This is a genomic window from Sphingobacterium phlebotomi, assembly GCF_008180195.1.
Classification (GTDB): Bacteria; Bacteroidota; Bacteroidia; order Sphingobacteriales; family Sphingobacteriaceae; genus Sphingobacterium; species Sphingobacterium phlebotomi.
In genome coordinates, this window is the sequence record NZ_VTAV01000024.1 from 32,671 (window position 1) to 44,422 (window position 11,752).

The 11,752-nt window shown below is 42.3% G+C and carries 15 protein-coding genes and 1 pseudogene; 10 read left to right on the forward strand and 6 right to left on the reverse strand.

The features are described from left to right. Positions 1–60: 60 nt before the first annotated feature. The 4 genes from FXV77_RS22585 to FXV77_RS20870 form a co-directional block, all read right to left on the reverse strand. Entirely contained in the window at positions 61–183 is a 123-nt protein-coding gene (locus tag FXV77_RS22585; protein ID WP_262713635.1) for a hypothetical protein, read from the reverse strand. A gap of 272 nt (positions 184–455) precedes the next feature. Further along, positions 456–1,325 (reverse strand): helix-turn-helix domain-containing protein, encoded by an 870-nt coding sequence (locus tag FXV77_RS20860; protein ID WP_148921186.1) that lies wholly within the window; start codon positions 1,323–1,325, stop codon positions 456–458. A 39-nt stretch (positions 1,326–1,364) separates the two neighbouring features. Next, entirely contained in the window at positions 1,365–1,730 is a 366-nt protein-coding gene (locus tag FXV77_RS20865) for a hypothetical protein (protein WP_148921187.1), read from the reverse strand. A gap of 34 nt (positions 1,731–1,764) precedes the next feature. After that, positions 1,765–2,442 carry an SCO family protein gene (locus FXV77_RS20870; RefSeq protein ID WP_148921188.1) on the reverse strand — a complete coding sequence of 226 codons (678 nt, stop codon included), beginning with the start codon at positions 2,440–2,442 and terminating at the stop codon, positions 1,765–1,767. A 133-nt stretch (positions 2,443–2,575) separates the two neighbouring features. Between FXV77_RS20870 and FXV77_RS20875 the strand changes: the two genes are divergently transcribed. The 10 genes from FXV77_RS20875 to FXV77_RS20920 all read left to right on the forward strand — a co-directional run bounded on the left by FXV77_RS20875 (position 2,576) and on the right by FXV77_RS20920 (position 10,799). After that, a complete protein-coding gene (locus FXV77_RS20875; protein WP_148921189.1) occupies positions 2,576–3,229 on the forward strand; it encodes an SCO family protein in 654 nt (217 codons plus the stop codon). 179 nt (positions 3,230–3,408) lie between these two features. Then, positions 3,409–3,624 carry a hypothetical protein gene (locus tag FXV77_RS20880; RefSeq protein ID WP_148921190.1) on the forward strand — a complete coding sequence of 72 codons (216 nt, stop codon included), beginning with the start codon at positions 3,409–3,411 and terminating at the stop codon, positions 3,622–3,624. 97 nt (positions 3,625–3,721) lie between these two features. Beyond that, positions 3,722–4,567, forward strand: coding sequence for a FixH family protein (locus FXV77_RS20885; protein ID WP_148921191.1), 846 nt, complete (start codon positions 3,722–3,724; stop codon positions 4,565–4,567). Positions 4,568–4,599: 32 nt separating this feature from the next. Next, the gene (locus tag FXV77_RS20890) at positions 4,600–5,472 is read left to right on the forward strand and encodes an MbnP family protein (RefSeq protein ID WP_148921192.1); all 873 of its coding nucleotides are present in this window, start codon (positions 4,600–4,602) and stop codon (positions 5,470–5,472) included. Next, the gene (locus FXV77_RS20895) at positions 5,472–6,593 is read left to right on the forward strand and encodes a cytochrome-c peroxidase (protein WP_148921193.1); all 1,122 of its coding nucleotides are present in this window, start codon (positions 5,472–5,474) and stop codon (positions 6,591–6,593) included. Before FXV77_RS20890 ends, FXV77_RS20895 begins: the two co-directional genes overlap by 1 nt. 5 nt (positions 6,594–6,598) lie before the next feature. Next, positions 6,599–7,498, forward strand: a complete 900-nt coding sequence (locus FXV77_RS20900) for an MbnP family protein (RefSeq protein ID WP_246162546.1) — start codon at positions 6,599–6,601, stop codon at positions 7,496–7,498. Between the two features lie 15 nt (positions 7,499–7,513). Continuing rightward, positions 7,514–8,581 carry a cytochrome-c peroxidase gene (locus FXV77_RS20905; RefSeq protein ID WP_148921194.1) on the forward strand — a complete coding sequence of 356 codons (1,068 nt, stop codon included), beginning with the start codon at positions 7,514–7,516 and terminating at the stop codon, positions 8,579–8,581. Positions 8,582–8,591: 10 nt separating this feature from the next. After that, entirely contained in the window at positions 8,592–9,542 is a 951-nt protein-coding gene (locus tag FXV77_RS20910) for a transporter family protein (RefSeq protein ID WP_148921195.1), read from the forward strand. A 23-nt stretch (positions 9,543–9,565) separates the two neighbouring features. Then, positions 9,566–10,054 (forward strand): c-type cytochrome, encoded by a 489-nt coding sequence (locus tag FXV77_RS20915; RefSeq protein WP_148921196.1) that lies wholly within the window; start codon positions 9,566–9,568, stop codon positions 10,052–10,054. Between the two features lie 19 nt (positions 10,055–10,073). Further along, on the forward strand, positions 10,074–10,799 hold the full coding sequence (locus FXV77_RS20920) for a superoxide dismutase (protein ID WP_148921197.1): 726 nt from the start codon (positions 10,074–10,076) through the stop codon (positions 10,797–10,799). A 350-nt stretch (positions 10,800–11,149) separates the two neighbouring features. On the opposite strand, the gene FXV77_RS22590 is transcribed toward FXV77_RS20920, so the two are convergent. Both FXV77_RS22590 and FXV77_RS22230 read right to left on the reverse strand, forming a co-directional pair. Continuing rightward, positions 11,150–11,272, reverse strand: a complete 123-nt coding sequence (locus FXV77_RS22590) for a hypothetical protein (RefSeq protein ID WP_262713636.1) — start codon at positions 11,270–11,272, stop codon at positions 11,150–11,152. 249 nt (positions 11,273–11,521) lie between these two features. Continuing rightward, a pseudogene (locus FXV77_RS22230) lies at positions 11,522–11,752 on the reverse strand (hypothetical protein); the annotation flags it as partial.

Sequence of the window (11,752 nt, forward strand, 5' to 3'; positions counted from 1 at the left end):
AGTTGGTTTCAGTTCGTGAAAAGGGTGTCCGGATCACCCTTGATTTGGAATTAACTTTCTTTAAAGGTAATACAGATTACATTTTTCCTTACTGGCAGACAGTAATGCAAGGCCTTCGTTTGCATCGACTACATTCGAGGCTACCGTTGCTATGTTTTGGATTTCAATAATAAATTGTTCCATGTTCAATGTATGTATTTTGGTTTATAAAAAGCACCTATCGATCCTGGATAGATTGCTGTGTGATCACCTAGCAAATATGCTGTATGTGAACGGAGAATTCCAAAAAAAATGTTGAACAGTAGAAAAACAGCAGTTTCGTCCCCGCGGGAAAAGGCTGAACGGAAGAAAAGTGGGGGTTTGGGGGGGAATCAAGCTCTTGATCGAACTTGGACTTACTAGTGCAACAGAAAACCATAGAACTGCTTAAATTATTTTAAACAATGCAAATAGGGTTAACGTTGCCTTTTTCGGAATTCCTCTGGACTGAGACCATACTTCTTTTTGAAGAAGGTGATGAAGTACGAAGAACTGTCAAACCCTAATTCAAATGAAATCTCGGATACGTTCTTATACGTGTGATAAAGCAGTCGCTCTGCTTCCATTAATATCCTGTCCCGGATCAACTCACCTGCGCTCTTATTTCTTCTTTCCCTACAGATACGGTTCAGGTAATTCGTTGAGATGTTCAACTTTTCGGCATAAAATGAAGGGAACCGTTCGCTTTTGTAATACTGTTCAAGCAATTGTTCGAGTAAACGGACTTTATTCTCACGTTCTCTATTATAAGGTGTATCTACCTTAATATCGGTGCAACGGTCCAACATGCCGAGTACGATGTTCAGGTAAGAGCGTAAGATTGTTTTCGAATCTGCTCCCAAGCGTTTAAACTCATCATACATGGCATCCATCATTACACGCCATCTTGGTACATCTATTGTATTCTCTAGATGTTTGTAAACCGAACTTCCCTTTAAAAAAGAGAAATCATGCAAAACGTTATCATTGTATCGCTTTGTAAAAAACGCGTCCGTAAAAAGCAAAATCCAACCTTTCGCTTCCTTATGTATTTCAAATGTGCAGACACTGGAAGGGTCAATGCTCAACGCCTCTCTTTTTTGAACCTCTACGATCGACTGATCGATGGCAAATCTCCCGTCTTCGTCTTCAAAATAAATGATCGTATAGAACATTCTTTGATGGGGTAAGGACAGGATACTATACTGTTGGTTAAAGTTGTGAAGTGGCGAAATGATAAACCCTATATTGGAGCTTTCCAAATCCTCCAGTGTCAAAACGTTGATTTCTTCTGTTCTGACAACCATAATAGTAGTACCTTAACTTAATAATAATCGATAGATTAATTAGCTAAGTAATACCGGCGGTTTGAAAATACCAAAACAGAATCCCTCAGAGAGCGGTTCAGAAGAAATTGGCGTAACAAAAATAGCCTGAACAGGCTGTTGGGTGGACTTTTTGTGGTTCAGATCGAAGACAGGCAAGACCATAACAACCTCGAGCAACTTAATCTTAATCTGTGTATCACTGTTATTTTTTTCCTCTTTAATTTTCTCTTCCAGATAACAGGACCCTTTACATACCGGAATGGTCTCAAATCGATTGATACATAGTTGGCTTGTGATGTAATCGTGGTTGATCTTAAAGCCCAGATAAATCCATATACTACCCGTAGACTGAATGATAACAGCCAAAAGCAACGATATGTACATGAATTTTCTCAAAACTGTGCGAATCTAATAAAATTTAATTTTCCTTTCTTAGTATGGCGATGTCTTTCAAAAGTCTTTTTGTTTCGTCTTCTCGGGTTCCATCGTATACACCCCTGACATGAAATTCTTTGTCTGCTAAAAGAAGTCCGCCACTGTGCGTAAAACCGCCGGGAGCCAAACTGTCGGGGTGTGCAATAGCATAGTAGGATTTTTCCGCCAAACGCATAACTTCTTCTTGATTTCCATAGAGAAAATGCCATTTGTCACGTGTACCTCCAATTCTATTTGCGTAAGCTTTTAAGGCGGGAATGCTGTCACGTTTTGGATCTATGCTGTAGGAAAGCAGAACCACATCGTCCATGTTCTGGGTTTTATCCTGCACTTCTTTCATCTGAACGTTCATCTGTGGACAAATGGTGGGACATGACAGAAAAATAAACGAAGCGACGTGAATCTTACCTTTTAAACTATTCTTGGAAATTTCCACACTATCTTGATTAAGCATCGCAAACGAATCGATTACCGGATAAATGGTCGTATCTCCATGCACTATAGGAGTGCCTAAATAGGGCAACCTGCTCTCCTGGCAACAGGTTAAACTGAACGCTATCCATAACAGTAGAAAGATTCTCGTCATCATAAAGCTCGAATAAATACGATGGAATTTCATCCAAATATAGGATTTCTTCTCCTGAATTCTTTTGATGATCATACAAGATATGTAATGTAAGATGCATTTTGCACGAAAACCTAAATCAATGACACGCTTATGTAAATATTTGAAAATATATAGAGTGGTAACTTTGTATGCGATTTTAAAGCGATCGAATATAAAGTAAAAATATATGCAGTCTTTTCAATTTTTCACATCATGGTCGTTGCTTTTTGGTACCCTTATCCTCTATTCTTGTGTGGGGCAGGGAAACGACAAGGATCTTCCTATATTAGGGGAGAACGAAATTGTTTCGGTCGAAAAAGATGGTAAGACCGCGACCGATACCATCTACCATAGCATACCTGCATTCCGTTTTGTTGACCAGGATAGTATTTGGGTTTCTAATGATGACTTAGCGGACAAGATATATCTAGCAGATTTTTTCTTCACCCGTTGCCCTACAATATGCCCGTTGCTCGCCAAAAACATGCTGATTATTGCAAAGGAGTTCGCGGATGAAAAGCGTTTTGTCATTTTGTCACATACTATTGATGAGAAACATGATACCCCGGCTGTGCTAAGTGATTACGCACAAAAACTTGGAGCACCGTCAAACTGGCGGTTTTTAAACGGCCCTCAGGAGGCTGTTTACCACATAGCTGGAAAAGACGGTTACTTTTCGTATGCTGAGGAAACCCCTGATATTCCAGGAGGCTTTGACCATAGCGGTGCTTTTACTTTGGTAGATACCAATGGCCATGTTCGGGGTGTCTACGATGGCACCCGTGAAGAAGAAGCAAAAAAAGCAATAGAAGATATACGAAAATTATTGGCACAACTATAATAATTTAAATAGCGTTGAAAAGGACCCTTTCATTCATACTACTTTTATCACTGGCTTACCAATGTTTGGGAAGTATGGGGATATTTGTGTGGTTTGAAAGCAACCGATCCTATATTGCGAAAGTGCTTTGTGAAAACAGAGCCAGACCCGAAATGCATTGCAATGGGCAATGTGTACTCATGAAAAAACTCAAAGCGCTGGAAGAGAAATCATCAGAAAAGAATCTACCCCAGCATGTAAAATACGAAACGTTCCTTTGCGTGATCCAGGACTGGCTGGCCATGCCCGAAGGAATATCTATTCCTTTAGAGAATAAATATATAACGTATTATAACGCTTACTACAGCTTTATACATTATAAAAATAACTTTCGCCCTCCTCGATTCAACGCCTAATTTATTCCTAGAACATTACTAGTGCTGTGTCTGGCCGAAGATGCTTTTATCTTGTCGGTAGGCAATACAGCGATTTTGGCATTGAATAAAATCGAAAATGAAACCATTTTACTTTAGAAAGACATCTATGCTTTTTAGCGTAACGGCTATGGCATTGGTGTACAGTTTGACCGGGTGCGGAAACAATACACAGAACCAACAGGAAAATAAAACGATCGACACGACAGGTACCCCTGTTGATATGAACGCTTTAACCAAAATTGCAGATACCACATTAAGTGACATGAAGGTCAGTGTATTTGCGCAGGACAGTCTGACCAGCAAAAACGAAACGATCTATATGCAGGTCACAAATCTCGAAGGAAATCCTGTTGCAGATGCCGACGTTGACTATGATGTCATCATGGACATGGGCATGATGTCCCATGGAGGGCTTTATTACCCGTTGGTCGATCTGGGCAATGGAGTGTATAAAGCCGAAGTGGTCTTCATCATGGCCAATATGGATGACATGGGCAAGGGTTGGATGTTGAATGCCGTGCTTGACAAAAAAGATAGTTTATCGTTTCTACTCCCCGTTTCAGAGGCTAAATATGCACGGACTATCCCCGTTGGGACCAAAGATGACGGACGTGTATTCGTTAGTCTATTGCTACCTAATGAAGTAAAAGCCGGAAGCCAACCCGTTGACTTTACGTTGCACAAAATGGAGCACAACGTTTTTCCTGCTCTGGATAATTATACAATTGAGGTAGAACCTATCATGCCCGACATGGGACATGGCTCGCCTAACAACGAAGCCGCCACAGGCAAGGGGAATGGGAGATATAAAGGTACAGTCAATTTTACCATGAAGGGCTCTTGGACAATGAAAGTGAGTCTGTTCAAAAACGGAGAAAAGGTATCGCAGGAGGAGCTGGTATTTCCTGTAGAGGTTAAATAAGTAACAAATCAATTCGTACAATAATTAGAGAAATGAAAAAGCAGAATTTATTCTTTGTGGCTGCTGCCACATTGGTTTTCACATCCTGTGAAAAAACCGAAATTAAAGAAGTTGAAAAAATCGTTTACGCTGAGCAGGCGGGAACATTGGCATTGTCATTTGACGCACGATATGCCGACGCAGATTTTGAACTGAACAAAAAATATCCTCATCAACTCGTCAATTCGAACGGAACGTATGACCTGGAGTTCGAATTTAGCCGTCTACGCTATTGGGTGAGCAATGTCAAACTGGTTGACAAAGATAACAAGGAGCACGCCATACCTGATTCCTATTACTTGGTCGAAGAAACCAATGAGATTGCTGTACAGCATTTGGTCGGTGGAGAGAAATATCCGGCAACTAAGCGCGAGGAAGTAACGATCAAAGACATTCCTTCGGGTGAATATAAAGCCATTAAATTCTCTATCGGTGTAGATCAAAAATACAATGATAATATCGCTTTGACAGCAGGTGAACTCGGATCACTGAACGGTATGGGTGTCAGCGATGGCTGGATGTGGTTTACCAGTTATAAATTCCTAACCCTGGCCGGCACCATTTATTGGGCAGAAGGGACACCGAATTCGAAAGCGCTATCTTGGGAGACCGGTTCAAATGAACTGTTTGATGGGGCCGAAAAAACAGTGGAGCTGACAACACCGCTGAAAATCGATGCCCAAAATTCAGGTAAAGTTCTATTTAACGTAGATGTAAAAGAGCTGATTTCCGCTACAGATCTACCTTGGGTCAACAACAGCATTGGTCAGAACAAAAAAGATCTGATGATCGCTTTTCGTGACGCTTTCTTAAGTAAATCTTTAACATTCAAAGAAGCGGGTTCTGTTTCTGTTGAAGCTGATTAATGTCAGTAACGAGAAAAGATAAATATAGCAAAGGAGTCTTCATCGTGTTGGTATTTCTGCTGGGATTATTCTCCTGTTCAAAGGACGATGATCCGGTGATTGCCGATGAGGAGAAGACTCCTTTTACTTTGCGCCAACCTACATTTTTTCCCAAAGCGGTCGAATCTGCTGTTGATCCGAAAACGGGTCTGCCCTCAAACCCACTCACCAAAGCGGGAGTTGAATTGGGTCGAAGACTTTTCTTTGACCCTATCCTATCAGCCAATAAGCAAGTTTCTTGTGGGAGCTGTCATCATCAGGGCAAGGCCTTTTCCGATGGGCTGGCGATCACAACTGCCGGAGTATCGGGTAAGCCTTTGGAGCGGCACTCGCCCACATTGATCAATCTGGCATGGACCGACAAAGGTTTTTTTTGGGACGGCGGTTCAACCAATCTGGAGTCGCAGGCATTTGGTCCGCTGACACATGTGGATGAGATGGGCATGTATTTACCTGTTCTTGTAGAGCGTTTACTAGCGGATGCCACATACGTGGAGTTATTTCTAAAAGCGTTCGGAGAATTACCCAGCGAACACCGGACTGCTATGGCACTATCGCAATTTCAACGGATACTGGTTTCCGCAGATACCCCATACGACTTATATCGTCGGGGGGAACAGCCCGATGCACTATCTGCCGATCAGCTTCGTGGACTAAGTCTCGTTCGTCAAAAGTGTGGCAGTTGCCACGCTGGCGAGCTGTTTACAGATAATAGTTTTCATAACAACGGTATAGATGATGATTTCGGTGATGGATCGCATGAGGGTATTTATTGGGGCAGATACCGTATTACCTACAATCCATTGGATTTAGGGGCTTTCAAAACACCCACGCTGCGCAACGTGATGGTGAGCGCGCCCTATATGCATGACGGACGTTTCAAAACAATAGATGAAGTCCTGAACCATTATCGTTTTGGTATCAAAGACACCCCTGTTACCGTCGCTGTATTATACCAGAACGGTGAACAGGTCGGCATACCTATGACAGACCGGGAAGCTGAAGACATAAAAGCATTTTTAAATGCGTTGACCGATGATAAATTTTTGAACAACAGAGAGTTTTCAAATCCCTTTAATTAACTTATATGAGAGAGATCAAGATAAAAATAAACTGGAAGAATATGCTAACCGCTTTTATAGCGTGCTGCTTTCTACTATCTGCCTGTAAAAAGGATGACGATATTATCGACGAAAATAAAATGGGCGATTTTTCCATTGAATTTGACCACATTGTCGGAGAAGACCGGTTCTACATCGATCCCAATTATCTGTACCGAAATGCCAAAGGCGAACAGTTCAGCATTCGCATCCTGATGTACTATATCAGCAACATCAAACTTTACAAAGCAGACGGAAGCAGCTATACGGTTCCGCAGGACAACAGTTACTTTATGGTAAATGGAGCAGACAGGACCACTCGTTTTACGAAGGTCAAAGTACCAGAAGGTGACTATACGAAAGTTGAGTTTATGATCGGGGTCGATCAGGAAAGAAACATGATGCCCATGGAACGCAGGACCGGCGTACTCTCTTTCAATCCGGGAGAAGGACATGCAGGCATGTTCTGGACGTGGAGCCAAGGCTACATCTTCTTCAAACTGGAGGGAAACAGTGATGTGGTATCCGACGATCAAAGTGGTGATCCGACAGGAAACAAGCAATTCAAATATCATATCGGAGGTTTCGGTTACCCTTTTGATGACCCCGAAGCGATGAATAATATTAAGATCATCACCGTAGACTTAACGAAGACAAGTGGAGACCATTTGGCACATGTCCGGGAAGGTTTGAGAAGCAATGTACATTTAATGGTCGATGTGATGCAGATCTTTAACGGCCCGTATAAGTTGAGTATCGCGGATAAACCCAACGTGATGTTCAACAAAGAGGACAGTGGTCATATCGCTGGTAATTTTGCTTCCCTATTTACGCACGACCATAGTGAGAACTATGTGCGAAGTGAGGAAGAACTCTCCTCGAATTAATTAAACAAAGAAGGGATGAAAAAGATATGGGTACTTACTTTGATTCTTGGTCTGATATGGGCCTGTAAGAAAGGGAATGACATTATAGAGGATGAGGAAATATTTGTTGGCTTTGTGCAGCCTTCGAACTTTCCTAAACCCGCCTATGATCTTTCCAGAAATCCGGTGACCAAAGAGGGTTTTGAATTGGGAAAAAAGTTATTCTATGAGCCGCGACTTTCGAGAAACAACACCATCGCTTGCGGGAGCTGCCATATACAGGGTGCTGGATTTACGCACCACGGCCATGACGTCAGCCATGGGATCGATGACCGACTTGGAACACGTAACCCCATGCCCATCATGAACCTAGCTTGGCACAGCGAGTTCTTTTGGGATGGAGGGGTATATGATCTTGATTTTTCTGCGGTAAATGCGATACACAGTGAAGTAGAAATGGATGAGACCGTGACCAACGTTTTGCTGAAACTAAGAGCACGCCCGGAATATCCGGTACTTTTCAAGAAAGCTTTCGGCACGGAGGAGATTACCGATGTGTTGTTTTTTAAGGCGTTGTCACAGTTTATGCTTATGGCTACCAGCAGTGATTCCAAATACGATAAGGTGATGCGTCAGGAAGACGGAGCTACTTTTTCTGAATCGGAGACACGCGGCTATTTATTTTTTAAGAATAATTGTGGAAGTTGTCACAAAGAGCCCTTGTTCACGGATCTGAGCTACCGAAACAATGGGATACGACCCAACCGAAGTGATGACAAAGGACGCGCTATTGTAACCGGAAACGAGAATGACGAATACAAATTTAAGGTGCCTTCATTGCGGAATCTCTCCTTTACGGCGCCCTATACACATGATGGGCGTTACCTTACCGTCAGCCGTATGCTCGATCATTACCGTCATGACATGGTTGATTCACCAACATTAGACCCATTATTCAGACAAACGACCGGCATATTGGGTATTACCATGACTGAGGAAGAGAAAACGGATTTGATGGCCTTTCTGAAAACATTGGAAGACCCGGCCTTTCTGTCAAAAAAATTACTTTCAGAACCGTTCGGCTCTGATTTTATAGTCAATTAACTATTTGAATATGAGAAAAACAATTATACTATCGATTTTGTGCGTTGCCGCATTTATAGCGAATATACCGAAGACAGCAGCTTGTGATGTTTGCGGGTGCGGTGTAGGAAGCTACTACTTAGGCATCCTGCCGGATTTTAACAAACGTTTTATTGGGTTACGTTATCAGCAGAATAGATTACAGACCCATTTGGGCTCTAATGGTATCCGTACACCGAACTCAACCAATGAAATCTATCGAACCATGGAATTGTGGGGCGCGTGGAACTTTGGAGAGCGCTGGCGGGCGATGGCGATCGTTCCGTACAGTTTCAACGAGAGAAGTATCGGAAACAGTGGCCTGGAAACCGGGAAGAAGAATGGTCTCGGCGATGTCGTTATTATGGGGCATTATAAAGTATTTGATGATGCACGGACGACGACATCTTATAAATTGCTCATGCAGTCCCTATGGGTTGGTGCCGGGATAAAAACTCCTACGGGTGAATACGATACTAGCGAGCAGTCCAGTGCAGAGATGGGCGCTCCGAACAACTTTCAATTGGGCACGGTAAGTACCGATTTTATGGTCAATGCCGCTTATGACATCCGCTTGATGGATGCAGGTCTCAATGTAAATGCTACGTATAAGATCAATACAGAAAACAAGCACGACTATCGGTATGCCAACAAATTAACGGTAAATGCACTGGCCTACTATAAGTTTAATATCAAAAATAAGATCCGTATTTCACCCAATGCAGGTGTGCTATATGAAACCCAGCCGAAAGATGTGCTTTACAACCGCTTTGATATTGCGCAGTCCGGTGGACATTCCGCTATGGGTATTGCAGGTGTCGAGATCAATGTCGGGGCAATCTCAATCGGTGGAAATTTTCAGACGCCGATCAGCCAAAATCTTGCAGATGGACGTATAAAGGCGGAAAATCGTTTTATGACCCATGTGTCATTCTCCTTTTAATTTGGAAACTAAAATAAATAGATATGAAGAGATTAAATGTATTATTAACTGCTAGTCTTCTCGCAATCGCGATTGCCTGCAATAACAATCCGAAGACCAGCGGTTCAGAAACTCCACAGGAGATAAAAACAGAGGAACCCAAAGACGTGGTTCTCCACGACTATCTCAAAGAAGGTAATAAAGGAATCGGACCAATTACCTCGTTTACGCAGCCTGAATTTGACCAAGCTGTCGCAGATGAAGGCAACAAGCTCTTTATCGTGAAGTGTACCATGTGCCATGAGTATGGCGAAGACAAACTAGGTCCAGCTTTGAAAGGCATTACAAAAAAGCGGACGCCTGAATGGATTCTGAATCTTATGCTGAATACCGAAGAAATGTTCGAAAAAGATCCTGATGCCTTAGCTCTGAAGGATACATATGAAAGCGCGATGGTAAGCATGGGTCTGAACGAACAGGAAGCCAAATCTATACTGGAATACTTAAGACAGGAAGACGCAAAAACAAATTAATAACTAAAATCTATTTATCATGAAAACAACAAATAGAAGGAACTTTGTAAAAGGAAGTTTAACACTCGCTACAGGCCTATTGCTGACCAGTAAGACATTCGCAGGTAGTATTCTAGGATTAAGGGGAAAGAACAAATTTAGGTTCGAGTTATCAAAGCTTACCTATTCTTTTAGTGGTCTTGAACCTGTCATCGATGCAGCGACTATGCAGATTCATTATGAGCGTCATTATGGTACCTATGTTAAGAATGCCAACGAAGCGATTATGGAAGAAAACATATCGGCAGGCAATGCAAAGGATTTATTTTCGGTGATATCCAACTATTCTACCAAACTCCGTAACAACGCAGGCGGAGCATTTAACCACGAGCTTTTTTGGTCTATTCTCCGTAAGCCGACGCAAAACAATGCGCCGACCGGAGCACTTGCTCAGGCTATTGACAGCAGTTTCGGTTCGTTCGAATCATTTAAGGAAGAATTTTCAAAAGCGGCAATGGGACAGTTTGGTTCCGGATGGGCATGGTTGGTCAAAGATGGTAATCAATTAAAAATTGGTGGAACGCCAAATCAGGAAAATCCGTTGATGGATTTGTCTCCATTTAAAGGAACTCCTATTTTGGGACTCGATGTGTGGGAGCATGCTTATTATCTGAACTATCAGAACAAGCGCGCCGACTATATCCATAAATGGTGGGAAGTAGTGAATTGGGAGCAAGTTTCGCAATACCATGTCCGCGTCGGATAAGTGCATGCGCCATCAATGCATATGGCCCAATATGGAAGCATGCCCATATCTTGGTACCGTTCACCCTGGGTAGCTGTTCTTCCAGCTGTGGTAGGAAGGTATTGTCGTGTTTGAAATATTCCTGTTGAAGATATTGTTGATGGATGCTGATGATCCGCAATATGGATTCGTAGCGGTCTACTAATTTCCAGCAGTATAGCATGGAAGCCGCCTTGACACTTTGGTTCCAGAGGATGTGATCATTTTTTGCCGTAGGTATTGCCGGTAAAGTATTTGGTGTGCTGTTCATAGTTGGTTTTAGTTCGTTAAAAAGGGTGTCCGGATCACCCTTATCGTAGAATTAACTTGATTTAAAGATAATACAGATTACATTTTTCTTTACTGTCTGACAGTAAAGCAAGACCTTCGTTTGCATCGAGTACATTCGAGGCTACCGCTGCTATGTGTTGGATTTCATGAATAAATTGTTCCATGTTCAATGTATGTTTTAGTTTATAAAAAGCACCTATCGATCCTGGATAGATTGCTGTGTGATCACGCAGCAAATATGCTGTATAAGGATAGAGAATTCCTAAAAAAATGTTGAACAGTAGAAAAACAGCAGTTTCGGCCCCGCGGAAAAAGGCTGAACGGAAGAAAAGTGGGGGTTTGGGCGGAAAATTAAAGCAGGCACTTCCTTTATCAGAAAGTGCCTGTGCTATATATTATTTATGGATAAAAAACTATTTCAGTTTTTCGACCTGTTCAACGCTGAGTCCCAGACCTTTCGCTATATCTTCTACCGGAACGCCCATCTTTTTAAAATTTAATGCGGATTCCAGTTTCTCAGCCTCCGCTTTGGCTCGTTCTTCTAATCGACCTTTCTGGAGACCTTTTTGAAGTCCTTTTTGAAGTCCTTTCTGAAGTCCTTCCTCCAAACCTTGCCTCACAGCCGTAATCCGAATGCTCTCCGC

Bases quoted from the DNA above. Each gene is read 5' to 3' on its own strand.
- FXV77_RS22585 (WP_262713635.1), bottom strand. From the start codon at position 183: ATGGAACAATTTATTATTGAAATCCAAAACATAGCAACGGTAGCCTCG.
- FXV77_RS20860 (WP_148921186.1), bottom strand. From the start codon at position 1,325: ATGGTTGTCAGAACAGAAGAAATCAACGTTTTGACACTGGAGGATTTG.
- FXV77_RS20865 (WP_148921187.1), bottom strand. From the start codon at position 1,730: ATGTACATATCGTTGCTTTTGGCTGTTATCATTCAGTCTACGGGTAGT.
- FXV77_RS20870 (WP_148921188.1), bottom strand. From the start codon at position 2,442: ATGATCATCAAAAGAATTCAGGAGAAGAAATCCTATATTTGGATGAAA.
- FXV77_RS20875 (WP_148921189.1), top strand. From the start codon at position 2,576: ATGCAGTCTTTTCAATTTTTCACATCATGGTCGTTGCTTTTTGGTACC.
- FXV77_RS20880 (WP_148921190.1), top strand. From the start codon at position 3,409: ATGAAAAAACTCAAAGCGCTGGAAGAGAAATCATCAGAAAAGAATCTA.
- FXV77_RS20885 (WP_148921191.1), top strand. From the start codon at position 3,722: ATGAAACCATTTTACTTTAGAAAGACATCTATGCTTTTTAGCGTAACG.
- FXV77_RS20890 (WP_148921192.1), top strand. From the start codon at position 4,600: ATGAAAAAGCAGAATTTATTCTTTGTGGCTGCTGCCACATTGGTTTTC.
- FXV77_RS20895 (WP_148921193.1), top strand. From the start codon at position 5,472: ATGTCAGTAACGAGAAAAGATAAATATAGCAAAGGAGTCTTCATCGTG.
- FXV77_RS20900 (WP_246162546.1), top strand. From the start codon at position 6,599: ATGAGAGAGATCAAGATAAAAATAAACTGGAAGAATATGCTAACCGCT.
- FXV77_RS20905 (WP_148921194.1), top strand. From the start codon at position 7,514: ATGAAAAAGATATGGGTACTTACTTTGATTCTTGGTCTGATATGGGCC.
- FXV77_RS20910 (WP_148921195.1), top strand. From the start codon at position 8,592: ATGAGAAAAACAATTATACTATCGATTTTGTGCGTTGCCGCATTTATA.
- FXV77_RS20915 (WP_148921196.1), top strand. From the start codon at position 9,566: ATGAAGAGATTAAATGTATTATTAACTGCTAGTCTTCTCGCAATCGCG.
- FXV77_RS20920 (WP_148921197.1), top strand. From the start codon at position 10,074: ATGAAAACAACAAATAGAAGGAACTTTGTAAAAGGAAGTTTAACACTC.
- FXV77_RS22590 (WP_262713636.1), bottom strand. From the start codon at position 11,272: ATGGAACAATTTATTCATGAAATCCAACACATAGCAGCGGTAGCCTCG.